Genomic DNA, 20,719 nt, shown 5'->3' with positions numbered 1-20,719 from the left:
GTGGTAAGGTCAAGGCGAGGGCGTCATAGTGCGCCTTCGCTTTGACCTGGGGCTGCCCTGGAGGGTAGTCTCTTTCTTCGTGCCTGGAGTTCTCCAGGCCGCCTCGCTTGCCCAAGGCGAGCAGGGCGTTGAGTATCAACCACACCGGTCGGCCGTTCCGGGCGGTGCGGGTGCCGGGGTGGGCGACACGCCCGACCGCGGGGGTCGCGACGACCTCGGTGGTTCCCGGCGCCGTGCGCCGGGTCGGCAGGTCGATACGAATAGCCGACAAATCCGGGAGACAGCCCGGGCTGACGTACGAGGATGACGGAGACGTAGTGCCTACGATCCAACAGCTGGTCCGCAAGGGCCGCCAGGACAAGGTCACCAAGAAGAAGACGCCCGCGCTCAAGGGCAGTCCGCAGCGGCGCGGTGTGTGCACCCGTGTGTACACGACGACGCCGAAGAAGCCGAACTCGGCGCTGCGCAAGGTTGCCCGCGTGAAGCTGACCAGCCAGATCGAGGTCACCGCGTACATCCCTGGCGTCGGTCACAACCTGCAGGAGCACTCGATGGTGCTGGTCCGCGGGGGCCGGGTCCGGGACCTTCCCGGTGTTCGTTACAAGATCGTCCGGGGCTCCCTCGACACCCAGGGCGTGAAGAACCGCAAGCAGGCGCGCAGCCGGTACGGCGCGAAGAAGGAGAAGAGCTGATGCCTCGTAAGGGTCCCGCTCCGAAGCGACCGCTCGTCGTCGATCCCGTTTACGGCTCCCCCCTGGTCACCCAGCTGGTGAACAAGGTGCTGGTGGACGGCAAGAAGTCGCTCGCGGAGAGCATCGTGCACGGCGCCCTGGAGGGCTGCCGGGAGAAGACCGGCACCGACCCGGTGGTGACGCTCAAGCGCGCGCTGGACAACGTCAAGCCGACGCTGGAGGTGCGCAGCCGGCGAGTCGGTGGCGCCACCTATCAGGTCCCGGTCGAGGTGCGTGCGGGCCGCAGCACCACGCTGGCGCTGCGCTGGCTGGTCAGCTATGCGCGCGATCGGCGGGAGAAGACGATGACCGAACGACTGATGAACGAGATTCTCGACGCTTCGAACGGCCTCGGAGCCAGTGTGAAGCGTCGTGAGGACACCCACAAGATGGCCGAGTCGAACAAGGCCTTCGCCCACTACCGCTGGTAGTCACGTTCGGCTCTGACGCAGGAAGACGTATACGAGACATGGCGACCGACCTTCGCGCGATCGACCTGGCCAAGGTCCGCAACATCGGGATCATGGCGCATATCGATGCGGGCAAGACGACAACAACCGAGCGGATTCTCTTCTACACCGGTATCAACTACAAGATCGGTGAGGTCCACGACGGCGCGGCCACGATGGACTGGATGGAGCAGGAGCAGGAGCGGGGTATCACCATCACCTCGGCTGCTACCACCTGCCAGTGGGAAGACCACACCATCAACATCATCGACACCCCGGGTCACGTCGATTTCACCGTCGAGGTCGAGCGGAACCTGCGCGTGCTGGACGGAGCGGTCGCCGTATTCGACGGCGTGGCCGGCGTCGAGCCGCAGTCCGAGACCGTGTGGCATCAGGCCGACAAGTACGGCGTCCCGCGGATCTGTTTCGTCAACAAGCTCGACCGCACCGGGGCGGAGTTCCATCGCTGTGTGGACATGATCGTGTCCCGGCTGAACGCCACCCCGCTCGTCCTGCAGCTGCCGATCGGCGCCGAGGCCGACTTCCGTGGTCTGGTGGACCTGGTCGGCATGAAGGCGCTGATCTGGTCTGCCGAGACGCCGCTGGGTGAGATGTACGACACCGTCGACATCCCGGACACCCACACCGAGGCGGCGGCCGAGTACCGGGACAAGCTGCTGGAGACCATCGCGGAGAACGACGACGCGATGATGGAGCTCTACCTGGAGGGCAAGGAGCCCTCGGAGGAAGAGCTGATCGCCGCCATCCGGCGCGCCACCATCAACAACGCGATCACTCCGGTGCTGTGCGGTTCGGCGTTCAAGAACAAGGGCGTCCAGCCGATGCTCGATGCGGTCATCCGCTACCTCCCGTCGCCGCTCGACGCGGGCGCGGTCGAGGGACACCCGGTGGGCAACGAGGAAGAGATCATCACTCGTGACCCGGATGAGGACGCTCCGCTGTCCACGCTGGCGTTCAAGATCATGTCGGACCCACACCTCGGAAAGCTCACCTTCCTGCGGGTCTACTCCGGCACGTTGACCACGGGTACCCAGGTACTGAACAGCACCAAGGGACACCGTGAGCGCATCGGCAAGATCTACCGGATGCACGCGAACAAGCGTGAGGAGATCGAGAAGGCCAGCGCCGGGCAGATCGTCGCCGTCATGGGGTTGAAGAACACCACGACCGGCGACACGCTGTCGGACTCGCAGAACCCGGTGATCCTGGAGTCGATGAAGTTCCCGGCGCCGGTGATCCACGTGGCGATCGAGCCGAAGACCAAGAGTGATCAGGACAAGCTCTCCACGGCTATCCAGCGGCTGGCCGAGGAGGACCCGACGTTCCAGGTGCGCACGGACGAAGAGACCGGGCAGACCGTGATCTCCGGGATGGGCGAGCTGCACCTCGAGGTGCTGGTCGACCGGATGAAGCGTGAGTTCAAGGTCGAGGCGAACGTCGGTAAGCCGCAGGTGGCGTACCGGGAGACCATCCGCCGCAAGGTGGAGAAGATCGAGTACACCCACAAGAAGCAGACCGGCGGCTCCGGTCAGTTCGGTCGGGTGATCATCGACATCGAGCCCACCGGTGGCGAGGGTGACGGCGGCTACGAGTTCGTCAACAACATCACCGGTGGCCGGATCCCGCGCGAGTACATCCCGGCGGTGGACGAGGGCTGCCAGGAAGCGATGGAATTCGGTGTCGTCGCCGGTTACCCGCTGGTCGACGTCAAGGTGACGCTTCAGGACGGCGCCTACCACGACGTCGACTCGTCGGAGCTGGCCTTCAAGATCGCAGGCTCGATGGCCTTCAAGGAGGCCGCTCGACGGGCTGATCCCGTGCTGCTCGAGCCGATGTTCGCCGTAGAGGTGTCGACGCCCGAGGAGTACATGGGTGACGTCATCGGCGACATCAACTCCCGCCGTGGTCAAGTTCAAGCCATGGAGGAGCGTGCTGGCCAGCGCGTCATCAAGGCGCTGGTCCCGCTGTCGGAGATGTTCGGCTATGTCGGTGACCTCCGCAGCAAGACCCAGGGTCGGGCGAACTACTCGATGCAGTTCGACTCTTACGCCGAGGTTCCGAAGAACGTGGCGGAAGAGATCATCAAGAAAGCTCGAGGAGAGTAACGGCACCAACCGGTAGTCTCGCCTCGGGTGGCGTGACCCGACCCCCGACAACACAACAGCCGAGCACCACCGGCTAAACGTCAACCTTACGAGTCCTAGATACGGAGAGGACCCTACAGTGGCTAAGGCGAAGTTCGAGCGGACCAAGCCGCACGTCAATATCGGCACCATCGGTCACGTCGACCATGGCAAGACCACCCTGACGGCGGCGATCACCAAGGTCCTGCACGAGAAGTTCCCGGACCTGAACGAGGCGATGCCGTTCGACGACATCGACAAGGCTCCGGAAGAGAAGCAGCGCGGTATCACGATCAACATCGCGCACGTCGAGTACCAGACCGACAAGCGCCACTACGCGCACGTCGACGCTCCTGGGCACGCCGACTACATCAAGAACATGATCACCGGTGCGGCGCAGATGGACGGCGCCATCCTGGTGGTCGCGGCGACGGACGGCCCGATGCCGCAGACCAAGGAGCACGTGCTGCTCGCCCGTCAGGTGGGCGTGCCGTACATTCTGGTGGCGCTGAACAAGGCCGACATGGTCGACGACGAGGAGATCCTCGAGCTCGTCGAGCTGGAGGTCCGGGAGCTGCTCACGGAGTACGAGTTCCCCGGCGACGACGTACCGGTCATCAAGGTCTCGGCGCTGAAGGCGCTCGAGGGCGACCCGGAGTGGGTCAAGACGGTCGAGGACCTCATGGAGGCCGTCGACGAGAACGTGCCGGACCCGGTGCGGGACGCGGACAAGCCGTTCCTGATGCCGATCGAGGACGTCTTCACCATCACCGGCCGCGGAACCGTCGTCACGGGCCGCGTCGAGCGTGGTGTCCTCAACGTCAACCAGGAGGTCGAGCTGGTCGGGATCCGTGAGGGTGCCGCTCAGAAGACCACGGTGACCGGTATCGAGATGTTCCGTAAGCTCCTCGACGAGGCTCGCGCGGGTGAGAACGTCGGTCTGCTGCTCCGCGGTACCAAGAAGGAAGACGTCGAGCGCGGCATGGTCGTCGTCAAGCCCGGTACCACCACGCCGCACACCGAGTTCGAGGCGACCGTCTACATCCTGTCCAAGGACGAGGGTGGTCGGCACACGCCGTTCTTCAACAACTACCGGCCGCAGTTCTACTTCCGGACCACCGACGTGACCGGTGTGGTGACCCTGCCCGACGGGCCGGACGCCATGGTCATGCCGGGTGACGACACCACGATGAAGGTGGAACTCATCCAGCCGGTGGCGATGGAAGAGGGCCTGAAGTTCGCGATCCGTGAGGGTGGTCGTACCGTCGGTGCGGGCCACGTCACCAAGATCATCAAGTAAGTAGGTGAAACCGGCCCCTGGATTGGCCAGGGGCCGGTTTTTTCTGGCATACTGGTGAAGTTGCTCGGCGGAGGCCGCCGTGGCGCGTGCGCTGAAGTAGTCAGCCGTCGTGGCCGATACGGAGACCTTCTCGTCAGCGGCCGGTCATCAGCATGAGGGCCGGCTCGAGTCGATCATCCCGATGAGACGCGAGTTGTGCGCGGGTGCATTATGCCTCCGGAGCGCGACACGCCCGACCGCGGGGGTCGGCGGAGCAGCTGCCAGTGTTCGGCTCGCAAGCGGTACGAAGGAAAAGGACGATAAGCAGCCATGGCGGGACAGAAGATCCGCATCCGGCTCAAGGCCTATGACCACGAGGTCATCGACACGTCGGCGCGGAAGATCGTCGATACGGTGACGCGTACGGGTGCACAGGTCGCGGGCCCGGTGCCGCTACCGACCGAGAAGAACGTGTACTGCGTCATCCGCTCGCCGCACAAGTACAAGGACAGCCGCGAGCACTTCGAGATGCGTACGCACAAGCGGCTCATTGACATCATCGATCCCACGCCGAAGACGGTCGACTCGCTCATGCGTCTCGACCTGCCGGCTGGTGTCGACATCGAGATCAAGCTCTAAGAGGAATCAAGAGCGATGACTATCGACGCAACTGAGGCCGCCGGCCGGGTCGTTTCCGGCCTGCTCGGCGAGAAGGTCGGAATGACCCAGGTCTGGGACGAGAACCAACGTGTGGTTCCGGTGACCGTGGTCAAGGCGGGACCCTGCGTGGTGACGCAGGTGCGGACCCCGGAGAAGGACGGCTACAACGCCGTCCAGATCGCGTACGGTGCGCCGAACCCCCGGAAGGTGACCAAGCCCGCACAGGGGCACTTCGAGAAGGCCGGCGTGACGCCGCGCCGACACCTGGTGGAGATCCGCACGAGCGACGCTTCGGAGTACAGCCCGGGCCAGGAGCTCACGGCTGAGACGTTCTCCGCCGGCCAACAGGTCGACGTGACGGGCACCAGCAAGGGCAAGGGCACCGCCGGTGTGATGAAGCGCCACGGGTTCGGCGGTCTGCGCGCCTCGCACGGTGTGCAGCGCAAGCACCGGTCGCCGGGAGCCATCGGCGGCTGCGCCACCCCTGGTCGTGTGTTCAAGGGCCAGAAGATGGCCGGCCGAATGGGCGGCGAGCGGGTCACGGCGCAGAACATCGAGGTCCACGCGGTCGACGCGGAGAAGGGCCTGATCCTGCTCAAGGGTGCGGTGCCCGGCCCGAACGGTGGGCTGGTGCTGGTCCGCACGGCGGCGAAGGGAGGCGCACAGTGACGACCGAGACCGAGACCAAGACAGTGTCCGTGGTCGACCCCAGCGGCACCGCCGCCGGCCAGGTCGACCTGCCGGGCGAGATCTTCGGCGTTCAGGTCAACGTGCCGCTGATCCACCAGGTCGTGGTGGCCCAGCTTGCCGCGGCGCGGCAGGGTACCCACGCGACCAAGACCCGCGGCCAGGTCCGCGGTGGTGGCGCCAAGCCGTACCGGCAGAAGGGCACGGGCCGTGCCCGGCAGGGCTCGATCCGTGCCCCGCAGTTCGCCGGCGGTGGCGTGGTACACGGGCCGCAGCCGCGGAGCTACGCGCAGCGGACACCGAAGAAGATGAAGGCTGCCGCCCTCCGAGGCGCTTTGTCCGACCGTGCCGCCCACGGGCGCGTGCATGTGGTGACAAGCTTCGTCGAGGGTGACCAGCCGTCCACCAAGGGCGCGAAGTCGGTGCTGAACTCGGTCACCGACCGCACCCGGGTGCTGGCCGTCGTGGAGCGCGGTAACGACGTGGCGATCAAGAGCCTGCGCAACCTCGCGGACGTGCACGTGATCGCTCCCGATCAGCTGAACACCTACGACGTGCTCTGCGCGGACGACGTGGTCTTCACCAAGGCGGCCCTGGAGGCGTTCCTGGCCGGACCGGAGACCGCGGCGGCGGCCAAGGCCGATGCGGCGGAGACGGAGGAGTCGAAGTGAGCGACGTGCACAAGGATCCGCGCGACATCCTGCTGCGGCCGGTCGTCTCGGAGAAGAGCTACGGCCTGCTGGACGAGAACAAGTACACCTTCATTGTCGACCCGAGGGCGAACAAGACCGAGATCAAGATCGCGGTCGAGAAGGTGTTCAACGTCAAGGTCATCGGTGTGAACACCGCCAACCGGCTCGGGAAACGCCGCCGTACCCGGTTCGGGGTCGGCAAGCGGCCCGACACCAAGCGGGCGATCGTCACCGTGGCCGACGGCCAGCGTATCGACATCTTCTCCGGCCCGGTCTCGTAAGAGCGCGAGACACGAGCTTCAGAGTTGACCACAGGTCAAGTTATCGAGGTCTGGAATGGGAATCCGTAAGTACAAGCCGACGACGCCGGGCCGGCGCGGCTCGAGTGTCGCCGACTTCGCCGAGGTCACCCGGTCCGAGCCGGAGAAGTCGCTCGTTCGGCCGCTGCCGAAGAAGGGCGGCCGGAACAACTCCGGTCGGATCACGACGCGCCACCAGGGTGGTGGACACAAGCGCCAGTACCGGGTCATCGACTTCCGTCGCGCCGACAAGGACGGCGTGCCGGCCAAGGTCGCGCACATCGAGTACGACCCGAACCGTACGTCGCGCATCGCATTGCTGCACTACGCGGACGGGGAGAAGCGCTACATCCTGGCTCCGCACCGGCTGTCCCAGGGCAGGAAGGTCGAGTCCGGTCCCCGGGCGGACATCCAGCCGGGGAACAACCTGCCGCTGCGGAACATCCCGGTCGGTACGGTGATCCATGCGATCGAGCTGCGGCCGGGCGGAGGCGCGAAGATCGCGCGTTCCGCCGGTGCCAGTGTCCAGCTGGTCGCGAAGGAGGGCACCTGGGCGCAGCTTCGGATGCCGTCCGGTGAGATCCGCAACGTCGACGTGCGTTGCCGCGCCACCGTTGGTGAGGTCGGCAACGCTGAGCAGTCGAACATCAACTGGGGTAAGGCCGGCCGCATGCGCTGGAAGGGCAAGCGGCCGACCGTCCGCGGTGTGGTGATGAACCCGGTGGACCACCCGCACGGTGGTGGTGAAGGGAAGACCTCCGGTGGTCGGCACCCAGTGAACCCGAACGGTAGGCCCGAGGGACGCACCCGGCGGAAGAACAAGCCGAGCGACCGTCAGATCGTGCGGCGCCGCAAGACCGGCAAGAAGCGCTAGGAGTTACGAAGATGCCACGCAGCCTGAAGAAGGGGCCCTTCGTCGACGAGCACCTGGCCAAGAAGGTCGAGGCGCAGAACGAACAGGGCACCAAGAATGTGATCAAGACATGGTCCCGGCGGTCGATGATCGTCCCGGACATGATCGGCCACACGATTGCGGTCCACGACGGCCGCAAGCACGTCCCGGTGTTCGTCACCGAGGCGATGGTCGGGCACAAGCTCGGCGAGTTCGCCCCCACGCGGACATTCCGGGGACACGAGAAGGACGACCGTCGCTCTCGGCGCCGGTGACGTCTGCCACGCGAAGGGCATAGGGAGACAACGATGGAAGCAGCCAGGGCCAAGGCGCGCTACGTGCGCGTGACGCCCATGAAGGCGCGCCGCGTGGTGGACCTCATCCGTGGTCTGGACGTGGATGAGGCGGCGGCGATGCTGAAGCTGACGCCGATCGCCGCGGCCGAGCCGGTGCTGAAGGTACTGGAAAGCGCGGTGGCAAACGCCAACGACCTCACCGGAACCCAGCGCGACGCGCTGGTGGTGGGAAGCGCCTACGTTGACGAAGGACCGACCATGAAGCGGTTCCGTCCGGGCGGCAAGGGCCGGGCGTTTCGGATCAAGAAGCGTACCTGCCACATCACGATCGCGGTCGATGAGAAGCAGGCTGCCGCGAAGGGAGGGACCCGCTAGTGGGTCAGAAGATCAACCCGCACGGGTTTCGACTCGGCATCTCCACCGACCACAAGAGCCGGTGGTTCGCCGACAGCACCAGTGAAGGCCAGCGTTACCGCGACTACGTCGCCGAGGACGTCGCCATCCGGAAGCTGATGACGGCCGGCATGGAACGTGCCGGTATCTCCAGCGTCGAGGTCGAGCGGACGCGCGACCGCGTCCGGGTGGACATCCACACGGCCCGGCCCGGCATCGTGATCGGCCGGCGTGGCGTCGAGGCAGACCGGCTCCGCTCGGAGCTGGAGAAGCTCACCGGCAAGCAGGTTCAGATGAACGTGCTCGAGGTGAAGCAGCCGGAGATCGATGCGCAGCTGGTCGCCCAGGGCGTCGCCGAACAGCTTTCGGCGCGTGTGGCGTTCCGTCGGGCGATGCGCAAGGCCATCCAGACGACGATGCGCGCGGGCGCCAAGGGCGTGCGGATCCAGTGCTCCGGTCGTCTCGGCGGCGCGGAGATGAGCCGGTCCGAGTTCTACCGCGAGGGCCGCGTACCGCTGCACACGCTGCGTGCCGACGTCGACTACGGCTTCTTCGAGGCGCGTACGACGTTCGGCCGGATCGGTGTGAAGGTCTGGATCTACAAGGGTGACGTCACCGGCTCGCGCGCCGAGCGTGCCGCCGAGCAGGCGGCCCAGGCACGTGCGCAGCAGCGGGAGCGTCGTCGTCCGGAGCGTCGCCGGCCGGCGCGTGGCCGCGGTGGCCAGCAGGGCGCCCCGGCGGCCGCTGAGGCTGAGACCGCGACCGCTGCCCCCGCCGAGACGGCGCCCGCCGAGGCCGAGGTCACGACCGCGGCTGAGACGAGCAACGAGCAGCAGGAGGCGTGAGGTCGTGCTGATTCCACGCAAGATCAAGCACCGCAAGCAGCACCACCCCAAGCGGCGGGGTGTCGCCAAGGGTGGCACCACGCTGGCATTCGGTGAGTACGGCATCCAGGCGGTGGAGGGCCACTACGTGACCAACCGCCAGATCGAGGCGGCGCGTATCGCTATCACCCGGCACGTGAAGCGTGGCGGAAAGGTGTGGATCAACATCTTCCCGGACCGCCCGCTGACCAAGAAGCCCGCTGAGACCCGGATGGGGTCCGGCAAGGGCTCGCCGGAGTGGTGGGTCGCCAACGTCAAACCGGGTCGGATCATGTTCGAGCTGTCCTACCCGAACGAGACGGTGGCGCGTGAGGCCCTCACCCGTGCGATTCACAAGCTGCCGATGAAGGCCAAGATCGTGACACGCGAGACAGGTGATCTGTGATGGCCATCGGATCGAAGAACCTCGACGCCGAGTCGCTGCGCGACAAGAGCGACGCGGACCTGGTGGAAGAGCTGGGCAAGGCCAAGGAGACGCTGTTCAACCTGCGTTTCCAGGCCGCCACCGGGCAGCTGGAGAGCCACGGTCGGCTCAAGGCGGTCCGGCGCGACATCGCGCGTATCTACACGATCATGCGCGAGCGGGAGCTCGGGATCACGCCGGCGCCGCAGGCCGAGAAGGCGGCGAAGGAAGATGCCGCATGAGCGCAGAGAGCAAGGACACATCGGTGAGTGAGACGAGCCAGAAGGCCGGCCAGGGCCGCGCGTACCGTAAGGTCCGCGAGGGCTATGTGGTCAGCGACAAGATGGAGAAGACGGTCGTGGTGGCCGTCGAGAACCGCTTCAAGCATGCGCGGTACGGCAAGATCGTGCGGCGTACCAACAAGCTCAAGGCTCACGACGAGAGCAATACCGCGGGCCCGGGTGACCGCGTGCTCCTGATGGAGACGCGACCGCTGTCGGCCACCAAGCGCTGGCGCGTCGTCGAGATCCTGGAGAAGGCCAAGTAAGAGGAAGAGCCTGGAGGCGTTGCCGCCAGGAGACGACAACGAAACCCAGGGGGCGCTGCCCCCAGGTCCGTTCCGCCAGGCTCGGCGGTCAGGGACAACCGATCGCCGAGAACCGGCGCGACAAACAGGAGCCTTACAAAGATGATTCAGCAGGAGTCGCGACTACGAGTCGCCGACAACACGGGTGCCAAGGAGCTGTTGTGCATCCGTGTGCTCGGTGGCTCCGGCCGGCGCTACGCCGGCATCGGCGACGTCATCGTAGCGACCGTCAAGGACGCCATACCGGGCGGCAGCGTGAAAAAGGGTGACGTCGTCAAGGCCGTGATCGTGCGAGCGGTGAAGGAGCGTCGTCGTCCGGACGGCTCCTATATCCGGTTCGATGAGAACGCCGCGGTCATTCTGCGGGACGGCGGTGACCCTCGGGGCACCCGCATCTTCGGTCCCGTCGGCCGTGAGCTTCGGGAGAAGCGCTTCATGCGCATCATTTCTCTCGCCCCGGAGGTGCTGTAGGTCATGCGTGTCAAGAAGGGCGACAAGGTTGTGGTGATCGCCGGCCGGGACAAGGGCTTGGTCGGCAAGGTCATCCGCGCCTATCCGCGTGAGCAGAAGGTGGTGGTCGAGGGCGTGAACCAGATCACCAAGCACGAGAAGGTGCAGCGCGACCGGCGCGGGACACTGGAGAGTGGCGGCCTGGTCCACCAGGAGGCGCCGATCCACGTGTCGAACGTGCAGCTCGCTGTGGAAGTCGATGTCGACGGGAAGAAGCAGACCGTCGGCACGCGGGTGGGTTACCGCATCGACGAGGACGGCAACAAGGTCCGGTACGCCAAGCGCACCGGTGAGACGATCTGACCGGGAGGGAGAGGCTGATGAGCACAACGACAACCAGCATGCCTCGGCTCAAGGAGCGCTACCGGCAGGAGATCATCTCAGCCCTGCGCGACGAGTTCGGCATCGCCAACATCATGCAGGTGCCGGTGGTGAGCAAGGTCGTCGTGAACATGGGTGTCGGCGAGGCTGCGCGGGACGCGAAGCTGATCGACGGCGCGGTCCGTGACCTCGCGGCGATCACCGGCCAGAAGCCGGCCGTGACCAAGGCGCGGAAGTCGATCGCGCAGTTCAAGCTGCGTGAGGGCATGCCGATCGGCGCCCACGTGACGCTGCGCGGGGACCGGATGTGGGAATTCCTGGACCGTCTGGTCACCATCGCGCTGCCGCGGATCCGCGACTTTCGTGGATTGTCGCCGAAGCAGTTCGACGGACGTGGGAACTACACGTTCGGCCTGAACGAGCAGTCGATGTTCCACGAGATCGATCAGGACCGGATCGACCGCGTGCGGGGCATGGACATCACCGTGGTGACGACCGCGACGAACGACGACGAAGGCCGGGCGCTGCTGCGGCACCTTGGCTTCCCGTTCAAGGAGCAGTGAGCGAACTGAGGAACGCGACCATCATGATGGAGCAGTGACGTGGCCAAGAAAGCGTTGATCAACAAGGCCCAGCGGAAGCCGAAGTTCGCCGTCCGCGCGTACACCCGGTGCCAGAAGTGCGGGCGACCGCACTCGGTGTACCGCAAGTTCGGCCTGTGCCGGGTGTGCCTGCGCGAGATGGCGCACCGCGGCGAACTGCCGGGCGTGACGAAGTCCAGCTGGTGACCACGCGAGGACTGAGGTCCCCGCACACCCCCACGAACCTGCCGGGCGCACGTCTTCCGGCTAAGCAGAGATCGCCGCAGGTCCGCGAGTTCGCGGAAACCACGGCGGGAAAGTGGCTTACACGACCATGACCATGACCGATCCAATCGCAGACATGTTGACTCGTCTGCGTAACGCCAACTCGGCGTACCACGACTCGGTGACGATGCCGTACAGCAAGCTGAAGGCACACATCGCCGAGATCCTCAAGCAAGAGGGCTATATCGCCGACTTCCACGTGGAAGAGCCTCCGGAGGGTTCCGTCGGCCGCAGCCTGGTGCTGTCGCTGAAGTACGGGCCGTCCCGGGAGCGTTCCATCGCTGGAGTGCGTCGCGTGAGCAAGCCTGGCTTGCGGGTGTACGCGAAGGCCAACAACATGCCGAAGGTGCTCGGCGGGCTGGGCGTGGCGATCATCTCGACGTCGCACGGCCTGCTCACCGACCGGGCTGCGTCCAAGCAGGGCGTGGGTGGCGAAGTCCTCGCCTACGTCTGGTAATGGGAAGGGAGTGAACTGAAGAAATGTCGCGTATTGGCAAGCTCCCTATTCCGGTGCCGTCCGGAGTCGACGTCGCCGTCGATGGCCGGCAGGTGACGATCAAGGGCCCGAAGGGCACCCTGGAGCACACTCTGCCGGAGATCATCGAGCTCGAGCGCAACGATGACGGAGCGCTCGAGGTGCGCCGTCCGGACGACGAGGGCGAGAGCAAGGCGCTGCACGGCCTGACCCGGACCCTGGTGGCGAACATGGTCACCGGAGTGACGAACGGTTACGAGAAGAAGCTCGAGATCGTCGGCGTCGGTTACCGCGTCACCGCCAAGGGCTCGGACATCGAGCTCGCGGTGGGCTACAGCCACCCGATCCTGTTCCAGGCGCCGGAAGGCATCACGTTCGTCGTCGAGTCGCCCACGAAGTTCGCCGTACAGGGCATCGACAAGCAGCGCGTCGGCCACGTCGCCGCCCGGATCCGGGGTATGCGTCCTCCGGAGCCTTACAAGGGCAAGGGCATCCGTTACGAGGGCGAGCAGGTCCGGCGCAAGGTCGGAAAGGCTGGTAAGTAACGATGGGTATCGCGATCAACCGCCGCGTCGGGCAGGGTCAGAAGGCGGGTGCGCGAGGCCGCCGGCATCTGCGGGTCCGCAAGAAGGTCAACGGCACGCCGGCGCGTCCGCGCTTGGTGGTCACCCGGTCGCTGCGCCACATGGTGGCGCAGGTGATCGACGACACCGCCGGGCACACCATCGCGTCGGCGTCGAGCATGGAGGCGGACCTGCGTGCCCTGGAGGCCGACAAGACGGCCAAGGCGCGCCGGGTCGGCGAACTTGTCGCCGAGCGGGCCAAGGCCGCCGGCGTCGAGGCCGTAGTCTTCGACCGGGGCGGCAACCGTTACCACGGCCGCGTGGCCGCGGTCGCCGACGGTGCCCGCGAGTCGGGCCTGGAACTGTAAGCAAGACGACGAGTCGATAGGAAGTAGGGAGATCATGGCTGGACCACAGGGTCGCGGTGGCGGCCCCGGTGGCGAGCGCCGCGAACGCCGCGACCGTCGCGACCGCGACAACCGTCGCGGTGACGGCGGGGCGGAGAAGACCGCCTACATCGAGCGCGTCGTCGCCATCAATCGTGTCGCCAAAGTCCACCAGGGTGGACGCCGCTTCAGCTTCACCGCACTGGTGGTCGTGGGCGACGGAGACGGAAGCGTCGGCGTCGGCTACGGCAAGGCGAAGGAAGTACCGGCGGCGATCGCCAAGGGCGTCGAAGAGGCGAAGAAGAACTTCTTCAAGGTGCCGCGCATCCAGGGGACCATCCCGCACCCGATCCGGGGCGAGAAGGCCGCCGGTGTGGTGCTGCTGCGCCCGGCCTCCCCGGGTACCGGTGTGATCGCCGGTGGCCCGGTCCGTGCCGTCCTTGAGGCGGCCGGCATCAGCGACATCCTGAGCAAGTCGCTCGGTTCGTCCAACGCGATCAACATCGTGCATGCGACGGTCGCCGCCCTGCGGGCGCTGGAGCGTCCGGAGCAGGTGGCCGCCCGTCGTGGGCTGCCGCTCGAGGACGTCGCTCCGCCTGCACTGCTTCGGGCACGAGCGGAGGCCGGAGCATGAGCGAGCTGAGAATACGGCAGGTCAAGAGCAAGATCGGCGGAACCTCCACGCAGCGTGATTCGTTGCGTTCGTTAGGGCTGAAGCGCATCGGCGACGAGGTCGTCCGCGCCGACCGTCCGGAGGTCCGTGGCATGATCGACAAGGTGGCTCACCTTGTCACCGTCGAGGAGGTGGACTCCAAGCGATGAGTGGAGACTCGCCGCTGAAGCCGCACCACCTGCGGCCCGCGCCCGGCGCCAAGAAGGCGAAGATCCGCGTCGGACGCGGTGAAGCCTCGAAGGGCAAGACCGCCGGCCGCGGCACGAAGGGAACGAAGGCACGTAACCAGGTGCCGGCCCGGTTCGAGGGTGGGCAGATGCCGCTGCACATGCGGCTGCCCAAGCTGAAGGGGTTCAACAACCCGTTCAAGACCCACTACCAGGTCGTCAACCTGGATAAACTCTCCGAGCTCTACCCGCAGGGCGGCGCCGTGACGGTGGAGAGCCTGGTGGCCAAGGGCGCGGTCCGCAAGGGCAAGCCGGTCAAGGTGCTCGGTACCGGAGAGGTGTCCGTCAAGCTTGAGGTGACGGTGAACGCCTTCTCGGCTTCGGCCAAGGAGAAGATCACCGCCGCCGGAGGTACGGCGACAGAACTGTAGGGATGACGTACCCGGGTCCGCTGTTCCCGGCCGGCATACGTGCCGGCAGCCGGGTGGTGGTGGGAGCCCGGGTACGTTATCGTCCCGGGGGCGGACGCTGCGCGCTGCGGTGCCCGTCGGTCGGATACGAAACGATTGAGGGACGGCGGGCGGCGTCGACCTCCAGGAGGCAGTGAAGTGCTCAGAGTGTTCGCTCAGGCGTTTCGGACGCCTGACCTACGCCAGAAGTTGCTCTTCACACTGGGCATCATCGTCCTCTTCCGGCTGGGCTCCACCGTACCGACGCCGAACGTCGACGTCGCAGCGGTGGAGATCTGCGCCAGCCCGGAACAGACCGGTGAGAGCGGGTTCGGCCTGTACGGGATGCTGGACCTGTTCACCGGTGGCGCGTTGCTGAATCTGGCCATATTCGCGCTCGGTATCATCCCGTACATCACGTCTGCCATCATTTTCCAGTTGCTGACCGTGGTGATTCCTCGCCTGGAGGCGCTGAAGAAGGAAGGCCAGTCGGGCCAGGCCCAGATCACGCAGTACACGCGGTATCTGACCGTGGGTCTTGCGGTGTTGCAGGCCACGACGATCGTCACGTTGGTGGAGAGCGGCCAGTTCTTCCCGAACTGCGCCGAGGACATCGTGGTCAACAACTCGGTGGCATGGCTGGCCATGATGATCCTGACCATGACGGCGGGTACCGCCGTGGTGATGTGGCTGGGCGAGCTGATCACCGACCGAGGTGTCGGGAACGGCATGTCGCTGCTGATCTTCACCCAGATCGTCGCCAGCGTGCCCGGAATGTTCTGGAACATTCAGATCAACCGTGGCTGGGGCATCTTCGCTCTGGTGCTGGCCGTCGCCCTGGTGGTCGTCGCGCTGATCGTGTTCGTCGAGATGGCACAGCGGCGTATTCCGGTTCAGTACGCGAAGCGCATGGTCGGTAGGCGGATGTACGGCGGCTCATCGACGTACATCCCGTTGAAGATCAATCAGGCCGGCGTGATCCCGGTCATCTTCGCGTCGTCGCTGCTCTATGTTCCGATGTTGGCGGCTCAGTTCAACGCCGAAGCCGATTGGGCCGGTTGGGTCGAGCGCTACTTCCAGCGTGGTGACCACCCGCTGTACCTGTTGTTCTACTTCTTGCTGATCGTCGGTTTCGCGTTCTTCTATGTGTCCATCACCTTCAACCCGAAGGACATTTCGGACAACATGAAGCGGTACGGTGGGTTCGTGCCAGGAATCCGAGCCGGTCGCCCCACGGAGGAGTACCTGTCGTACATCCTCAACCGCATCACCTCGGCCGGTGCGATCTACCTGGGCCTGGTGGCACTGTTGCCACTGATGGCATTCAACATCATCAATCCGGGTACCGGAGTAGCCTTCAGCAACACCTTCGGCGGTACGAGCATCCTCATCATGGTGGGTGTCGGCCTGCAGACCATGCAGCAGATCGAAGGCCAGCTCCAGCAACGCAACTATGAGGGTTTCTTGAAGTGACACGTCTTCTGATCATGGGCCCTCCGGGCGCAGGCAAGGGCACTCAGGCTGAACTCGTGGCCAAGCACTTCGGTGTCCCGGCTATCTCGACTGGTGACATCTTCCGGGCCAATGTCTCGGAGCAGACACCGCTGGGCCTGGAAGCGAAGCGATACATGGACGCGGGCGATTATGTCCCGGACGAGATCACGAACAACATGGTGCGGGACCGGCTGGCCGAGGCGGATGCGCGGCAAGGGTTCCTGCTCGACGGGTACCCGCGGACCTTGGCGCAGGTGGAGTTCCTGGACTCGGTGCTGGCGGCGCAGCAGGCGTCGCTCGAGCACGTGATCGAGTTGGTGGTCGACGAGGACGAGATCGTGGCGCGGCTGCTGAAACGCGCCGCGGAGGAGGGGCGGACGGATGACACGGAAGAGGTCATCCGGAACCGTATGCACGTCTACCAGGAGCAGACCGCGCCGTTGACCGCACTGTACGCGGAACGAGGCCTGCTGATCCGGGTCGACGGGATGGGGCAGGTCGACGACGTCGCGATCAGGGTCGAGAACGCGATCGCGGCGGCCGGTTAGCCTGAGCCGATGACCACGGGGCGGCAGCGGCTGGAGATCAAGAGCCCGGCACAGCTGGAGGGCATGCGGGCGGCCGGCCTGGTCGTCAGCGAGATCCACGCCATCATGCGGGAGGCGGTGGTCCCGGGCGCCACCGGGAAGGATCTCGACGCGATCGCCCGGCGGGAGCTCGCCGCCCGCGGCGCGACCTCGAACTTCCTTGGCTACCACGGCTTTCCCGCCACGGTGTGCGTCTCGGTGAACGACGTCGTCGTGCACGGCATACCGGACGACGTGCCGTTCCACGACGGCGACATCGTGTCGCTGGACTTCGGTGCGGTGCTGGACGGTTGGCACGGCGACGCAGCGGTGACGATCCCGGTCGGTGCGGTCGAGGACGATGTGCGGCGGCTGCTGGCCGACTGCGAAGACGCGCTCTGGGCTGGAATCGCGGCGATGCGCCCCGGACGGCGGTTACGCGAGATCGGCACCGCGGTCGAGAATCTGGTGCGTTCACGCAGCGAGCGGTACGGCATCGTGGAGGAGTACGGTGGCCATGGCATCGGCACCGCGATGCATCAAGACCCGCATGTGATGAACTACCGGACCCGCCAGCGCGGACCGAAACTCAGGTCCGGCCTGTGCCTCGCCGTCGAACCGATGATCACTTTGGGTGGCGCGGACTGTTACACGCTGGACGACGGCTGGACGGTGAAGAGCGTCGACGGCTCCTGGGCCGCACACTTCGAGCACAGTATCGCTGTCACCGATGACGGGCCATTGGTGCTGACGGCCGCCGACGGCGGCGCGAACCGCCTGGCCGCGCTCGGCGCGACGGCGACCGGCGGTATCGACCGCTGAGGCCGTCGTTTGATCCCGGCTTGCTTGCCTCTGCCGTGCCCGGCGACGGTGGGGAGGGAGAATCTTCCGTCGTCGCCCGCGGCCAGATCGTCGCGGGGCTCCTCACGGGCCGACGCCCGTGCCTACTCTGAACGGAAGATTCTCCCTCCCCACCCTTCCGTGGTCACCACTGGCTGAAGGCTCAGGGCCGATCCCTGAGGGCAACATCGGGGGTTATCCCCATGGTGGCGGCCCGGTGAAGGGCGGATACTTGAACCATGGCGAGCCGATCTGACATGCGCGCCGGCGACTCGGACCGGGAGCGGGTCGCCGAGATCCTCCAGGAGGCCCACGGCGAGGGCCGGTTAGGCCAGGATGAGCTCCTGGATCGGATCGAGGCCGCATATTCGGCGCGTACGTACCGCGATCTGGACCGGGTGATCGAGGACCTGCCGATCGCGCGTCGTCGGCCGGCCGCCGAGGTCACCGGTCAGGTCATGCGTCGGCCACGATCCGCGCCGTCGCCGGCGCGCCGGATCACCGCCCAACGCGTGGCGCGGACGTTCCTGAACGTCAATTGGTGGGTGTACGGCGCGACCGTCGCTCTGTGCATGGTGATCTGGTTGCTGGTGCTCGTCGCCACCGAGAACGGCGTGCAGTATTTCTGGCCGCTGTGGGTCGCGGGCCCTTGGGGCGTGGTGCTCGGCACCGGAGAACTCGCCTACCGGCACAAATGGGGTGACCCTCCGCCCAGGTAGCGGATGCTCAGGCGCGGGCGAGCAGCTCGAGCGTGTCCACCACGCGGTTCGAGAAGCCCCATTCGTTGTCGTACCAGGCCGCCACCTTGATGTGCCTACCGTCGACGCGAGTCAGGCCGGCGTCGAAGATCGCCGATGCCGGGTTTCCGGTGATGTCGCTGGAGACCAGCGGTTCGTCGGCATATTCGAGAATGCCTTTGAGATCGCCGTCGGCTGCGCCCTGATAGGCCGCGAGCACGTCGTCGTGGCTGACCTCGCGTGAGACCGCGGTATTCAACTCCACGATCGAACCGACCGGGACCGGCACGCGGATCGAGTCGCCGGACAGTTTGCCGTCGAGGTTCGGTAGTACCAGGCCGATGGCCTTGGCCGCTCCGGTAGTGGTGGGTGCGATGTTCACCCCGGCCGCTCGGGCGCGGCGCAGATCGCGATGGGGGCCGTCCTGCAGGTTCTGCTCCTGTGTGTAGGCGTGCACCGTGGTCATGAAGCCGTGTTCGATGCCGGCCAGATCGTCGAGCACGGACGCCAGTGGTGCCAGCGCATTGGTGGTGCACGACGCATTCGAGATGATCACATGCGCAGCGGGATCGTAGACGTGCGTGTTGACACCGTAGGCGAGTGTGACATCGGCGCCCGCGGAGGGTGCGCTCACCAGGACACGTGAAGCGCCGGCCCGGACATGGGCACGGGCCGCGTCCGCGGCGGTGAAGCGGCCGGTGGACTCCAGGACGAGATCGACGCCGAGCTCGGCCCACGGCAGGGTGCCGGGGTCGCGCTCGGCGAGCACGGTGATACGGCGGCCGTCGACCACCAGATCCGTTCCGTCGACGTAGACGGGACGGCCGAGGCGGCCGAGTGAGCTGTCATAGGTGAGCAGGTGTGCCAGGGTTTCCGGGGCGGTGAGGTCATTGATCGCGACGACGTCGAGGTCGCTGTCGCGAGCGAGCAGGGCGCGCAGGGTGTTCCGTCCGATGCGGCCGAACCCATTGATGGCGACGTGGGCCATGGGAACTCCTTCCTTCATCCGCTCTCCATCGTCGGCAGGCGGAGTGCCGACGAACAGTGGCCTGAACGACACTATGCGCAAGTATCACGCCAGACTTTTCGCCATTGGGCGCAAGGATCTCGCCAGCAGCCTGGCTGGGAAGGATCTCTAGGTCGAGAAGGTATGCCGGTATTCCGTCGGCGAGGTGCCGAGAATGCGATGGAAGTGCAGGCGCAGGTTCGCGGCCGAGCCGAGGCCCACTCGATCGGCGATCTGCTCGACGCCGAGATCGGTGCGCTCGAGGAGCTCGCGCGCGAGATCGACGCGCGCCCGGAGCACCCACTGCATGGGCGTGTAGCCGGTGTCCTCCCTGAACCGTCGTGAGAACGTGCGTGTGGAGACCTGTGCGTTGCGCGCGAGGGTCTCCAGGGTCAACGGTTCGTCCAGGTGTCTCAGGGCCCACTCGCGGGTGCCGGCGAACTGATCACCCAGCGGCTCCGGCACGCTCCGAGGGACGTACTGGGCTTGCCCGCCGCTGCGATACGGCGCCGCCACCAGCCGTCTCGCAACGCGGTTGGAGAGTCCGACGCCGTGGTCGCGACGCACCAGATGCAGACAGAGGTCGATACCGGATGCGGCACCTGCCGAGGTGAGCACGTCGCCCTCATCCACGAAGAGCACGTTCTCGTCCACCCGCACCAGCGGGTGTTTCTCGGCCAGAGCCTTCGTGTAGTGCCAGTGGGTCGTCGCCCGTTTACCGTTGAGCAGGCCCGTCGCCGCCAGCGCGAACGCCCCGGTGGAGATGGCCGCAAGCCGTCGCCCCCGTTCGTGGGCGGTCATCAACGCGCCGACCACCGCCGCCGGCGGCTCGGTGCTCGCCGGCGCTCGGTAGCCGGGGATGAACACGGTGTCCGCGTGCTCTAGGGCCTCCAGGCCGTCGGCGACGTGGTAGGAGAGGCCGTCACCGCCGGTCACCAGTCCGGGTGCCGCGCCGCACACGCGTACGTCGTAGGGCATGCTGGGCCGTGCGGCGAAGACCTGTGCCGGGATGCCGACGTCGAGTGGCTTGGCGCCGTCGAGTACAAGCACGGCGACACGGTGGTTGCGCGGGTCCATGGGTCTCCTTCCGGCCATGTGTGCGAGGAGTACGGGCGTGGCCTCGCACCATTTGGCGGCGAGCCAGCTGTTGGCGTAGAATCTGGCGTTGGCCCACTGTGACTTGCTTGATTGTGCCCTAGCGGCTGGTCCTCAACATGTTGTGTTGGAGACGGGGCATGGCCGGGTTCACCGCTTGCAGCTTCTGTCGGCGG

31 protein-coding genes are annotated in these 20,719 nt (G+C 66.2%); 29 read left to right on the top strand and 2 right to left on the bottom strand.

The genetic code is table 11. The annotated features are described in order from the left end of the window. The first annotated feature begins 317 nt into the window (after positions 1-317). The 29 genes from rpsL to G1H10_RS08615 all read left to right on the top strand — a co-directional run bounded on the left by rpsL (position 318) and on the right by G1H10_RS08615 (position 18,424). Positions 318-692 (top strand): 30S ribosomal protein S12, encoded by a 375-nt coding sequence (gene rpsL / locus G1H10_RS08755; protein ID WP_129665362.1) that lies wholly within the window; start codon positions 318-320, stop codon positions 690-692. Further along, entirely contained in the window at positions 692-1,162 is a 471-nt protein-coding gene (gene rpsG / locus G1H10_RS08750) for a 30S ribosomal protein S7 (RefSeq protein ID WP_163735712.1), read from the top strand. The genes rpsL and rpsG overlap by 1 nt, the downstream gene beginning before the upstream one ends. A gap of 38 nt (positions 1,163-1,200) precedes the next feature. Continuing rightward, positions 1,201-3,306 (top strand): elongation factor G, encoded by a 2,106-nt coding sequence (gene fusA, locus G1H10_RS08745; RefSeq protein ID WP_163735709.1) that lies wholly within the window; start codon positions 1,201-1,203, stop codon positions 3,304-3,306. 118 nt (positions 3,307-3,424) lie between these two features. After that, positions 3,425-4,624 (top strand): elongation factor Tu, encoded by a 1,200-nt coding sequence (gene tuf, locus G1H10_RS08740; RefSeq protein ID WP_163735706.1) that lies wholly within the window; start codon positions 3,425-3,427, stop codon positions 4,622-4,624. 309 nt (positions 4,625-4,933) lie between these two features. After that, positions 4,934-5,242, top strand: coding sequence for a 30S ribosomal protein S10 (gene rpsJ, locus G1H10_RS08735; RefSeq protein WP_026877498.1), 309 nt, complete (start codon positions 4,934-4,936; stop codon positions 5,240-5,242). Between the two features lie 15 nt (positions 5,243-5,257). Then, positions 5,258-5,932 (top strand): 50S ribosomal protein L3, encoded by a 675-nt coding sequence (gene rplC / locus G1H10_RS08730; RefSeq protein WP_163735704.1) that lies wholly within the window; start codon positions 5,258-5,260, stop codon positions 5,930-5,932. Next, the gene (gene rplD / locus G1H10_RS08725; RefSeq protein WP_163735701.1) at positions 5,929-6,621 is read left to right on the top strand and encodes a 50S ribosomal protein L4; all 693 of its coding nucleotides are present in this window, start codon (positions 5,929-5,931) and stop codon (positions 6,619-6,621) included. Before rplC ends, rplD begins: the two co-directional genes overlap by 4 nt. After that, complete coding sequence (gene rplW, locus G1H10_RS08720) at positions 6,618-6,923, top strand: 50S ribosomal protein L23 (RefSeq protein WP_163735698.1); 306 nt, start codon at positions 6,618-6,620, stop codon at positions 6,921-6,923. Before rplD ends, rplW begins: the two co-directional genes overlap by 4 nt. A 55-nt stretch (positions 6,924-6,978) precedes the next feature. Then, complete coding sequence (gene rplB / locus G1H10_RS08715; protein ID WP_163735695.1) at positions 6,979-7,815, top strand: 50S ribosomal protein L2; 837 nt, start codon at positions 6,979-6,981, stop codon at positions 7,813-7,815. Positions 7,816-7,826: 11 nt separating this feature from the next. Beyond that, positions 7,827-8,108 carry a 30S ribosomal protein S19 gene (gene rpsS / locus G1H10_RS08710; protein ID WP_163735691.1) on the top strand — a complete coding sequence of 94 codons (282 nt, stop codon included), beginning with the start codon at positions 7,827-7,829 and terminating at the stop codon, positions 8,106-8,108. A 33-nt stretch (positions 8,109-8,141) separates the two neighbouring features. After that, positions 8,142-8,504 carry a 50S ribosomal protein L22 gene (gene rplV / locus G1H10_RS08705; protein WP_163735688.1) on the top strand — a complete coding sequence of 121 codons (363 nt, stop codon included), beginning with the start codon at positions 8,142-8,144 and terminating at the stop codon, positions 8,502-8,504. Then, complete coding sequence (rpsC, locus tag G1H10_RS08700) at positions 8,504-9,367, top strand: 30S ribosomal protein S3 (protein ID WP_163735685.1); 864 nt, start codon at positions 8,504-8,506, stop codon at positions 9,365-9,367. The genes rplV and rpsC overlap by 1 nt, the downstream gene beginning before the upstream one ends. A gap of 4 nt (positions 9,368-9,371) precedes the next feature. Continuing rightward, positions 9,372-9,791 carry a 50S ribosomal protein L16 gene (gene rplP, locus G1H10_RS08695; protein ID WP_163735682.1) on the top strand — a complete coding sequence of 140 codons (420 nt, stop codon included), beginning with the start codon at positions 9,372-9,374 and terminating at the stop codon, positions 9,789-9,791. Continuing rightward, positions 9,791-10,051 carry a 50S ribosomal protein L29 gene (rpmC, locus tag G1H10_RS08690; RefSeq protein ID WP_163735681.1) on the top strand — a complete coding sequence of 87 codons (261 nt, stop codon included), beginning with the start codon at positions 9,791-9,793 and terminating at the stop codon, positions 10,049-10,051. Before rplP ends, rpmC begins: the two co-directional genes overlap by 1 nt. Further along, positions 10,048-10,356 (top strand): 30S ribosomal protein S17, encoded by a 309-nt coding sequence (rpsQ, locus tag G1H10_RS08685; RefSeq protein ID WP_163735678.1) that lies wholly within the window; start codon positions 10,048-10,050, stop codon positions 10,354-10,356. The genes rpmC and rpsQ overlap by 4 nt, the downstream gene beginning before the upstream one ends. A 141-nt stretch (positions 10,357-10,497) precedes the next feature. Further along, the gene (rplN, locus tag G1H10_RS08680; RefSeq protein ID WP_163735674.1) at positions 10,498-10,866 is read left to right on the top strand and encodes a 50S ribosomal protein L14; all 369 of its coding nucleotides are present in this window, start codon (positions 10,498-10,500) and stop codon (positions 10,864-10,866) included. A 3-nt stretch (positions 10,867-10,869) separates the two neighbouring features. Further along, complete coding sequence (gene rplX / locus G1H10_RS08675) at positions 10,870-11,208, top strand: 50S ribosomal protein L24 (protein WP_163735672.1); 339 nt, start codon at positions 10,870-10,872, stop codon at positions 11,206-11,208. 17 nt (positions 11,209-11,225) lie between these two features. Continuing rightward, positions 11,226-11,789: a 50S ribosomal protein L5 gene (gene rplE / locus G1H10_RS08670; protein WP_163735669.1), complete on the top strand. Its 564-nt coding sequence runs from the start codon at positions 11,226-11,228 to the stop codon at positions 11,787-11,789. A 39-nt stretch (positions 11,790-11,828) separates the two neighbouring features. Further along, positions 11,829-12,014, top strand: a complete 186-nt coding sequence (locus G1H10_RS08665) for a type Z 30S ribosomal protein S14 (RefSeq protein WP_129665331.1) — start codon at positions 11,829-11,831, stop codon at positions 12,012-12,014. 127 nt (positions 12,015-12,141) lie between these two features. After that, entirely contained in the window at positions 12,142-12,549 is a 408-nt protein-coding gene (gene rpsH, locus G1H10_RS08660) for a 30S ribosomal protein S8 (protein WP_163735667.1), read from the top strand. Between the two features lie 23 nt (positions 12,550-12,572). Further along, positions 12,573-13,112 (top strand): 50S ribosomal protein L6, encoded by a 540-nt coding sequence (rplF, locus tag G1H10_RS08655; RefSeq protein ID WP_163735665.1) that lies wholly within the window; start codon positions 12,573-12,575, stop codon positions 13,110-13,112. Between the two features lie 2 nt (positions 13,113-13,114). Next, complete coding sequence (gene rplR, locus G1H10_RS08650; RefSeq protein ID WP_163735663.1) at positions 13,115-13,498, top strand: 50S ribosomal protein L18; 384 nt, start codon at positions 13,115-13,117, stop codon at positions 13,496-13,498. Between the two features lie 34 nt (positions 13,499-13,532). Further along, positions 13,533-14,150, top strand: a complete 618-nt coding sequence (rpsE, locus tag G1H10_RS08645) for a 30S ribosomal protein S5 (RefSeq protein ID WP_163735660.1) — start codon at positions 13,533-13,535, stop codon at positions 14,148-14,150. Continuing rightward, on the top strand, positions 14,147-14,338 hold the full coding sequence (gene rpmD / locus G1H10_RS08640) for a 50S ribosomal protein L30 (RefSeq protein WP_163735657.1): 192 nt from the start codon (positions 14,147-14,149) through the stop codon (positions 14,336-14,338). Before rpsE ends, rpmD begins: the two co-directional genes overlap by 4 nt. Next, a complete protein-coding gene (gene rplO / locus G1H10_RS08635) occupies positions 14,335-14,787 on the top strand; it encodes a 50S ribosomal protein L15 (RefSeq protein ID WP_163735655.1) in 453 nt (150 codons plus the stop codon). The genes rpmD and rplO overlap by 4 nt, the downstream gene beginning before the upstream one ends. A 177-nt stretch (positions 14,788-14,964) precedes the next feature. Continuing rightward, complete coding sequence (gene secY, locus G1H10_RS08630; protein WP_163735652.1) at positions 14,965-16,278, top strand: preprotein translocase subunit SecY; 1,314 nt, start codon at positions 14,965-14,967, stop codon at positions 16,276-16,278. Then, positions 16,275-16,847, top strand: a complete 573-nt coding sequence (locus G1H10_RS08625; RefSeq protein ID WP_163735649.1) for an adenylate kinase — start codon at positions 16,275-16,277, stop codon at positions 16,845-16,847. The genes secY and G1H10_RS08625 overlap by 4 nt, the downstream gene beginning before the upstream one ends. Positions 16,848-16,856: 9 nt before the next feature. Further along, positions 16,857-17,687: a type I methionyl aminopeptidase gene (map, locus tag G1H10_RS08620; protein WP_163735647.1), complete on the top strand. Its 831-nt coding sequence runs from the start codon at positions 16,857-16,859 to the stop codon at positions 17,685-17,687. A 257-nt stretch (positions 17,688-17,944) separates the two neighbouring features. Continuing rightward, entirely contained in the window at positions 17,945-18,424 is a 480-nt protein-coding gene (locus tag G1H10_RS08615) for a DUF1707 SHOCT-like domain-containing protein (RefSeq protein ID WP_163735644.1), read from the top strand. Positions 18,425-18,431: 7 nt separating this feature from the next. Here G1H10_RS08615 and gap read toward each other — a convergent pair whose 3' ends face one another. Continuing rightward, positions 18,432-19,430, bottom strand: a complete 999-nt coding sequence (gene gap, locus G1H10_RS08610) for a type I glyceraldehyde-3-phosphate dehydrogenase (RefSeq protein WP_163735641.1) — start codon at positions 19,428-19,430, stop codon at positions 18,432-18,434. 147 nt (positions 19,431-19,577) lie between these two features. Next, entirely contained in the window at positions 19,578-20,525 is a 948-nt protein-coding gene (locus G1H10_RS08605) for a GlxA family transcriptional regulator (RefSeq protein WP_163735639.1), read from the bottom strand. Positions 20,526-20,719 lie beyond the last annotated feature (194 nt).

The organism is Phytoactinopolyspora halotolerans, assembly GCF_010550675.1.
GTDB lineage: Bacteria > Actinomycetota > Actinomycetes > Jiangellales > Jiangellaceae > Phytoactinopolyspora > Phytoactinopolyspora halotolerans.
This window is presented reverse-complemented; position numbering and strand designations above follow the sequence as displayed.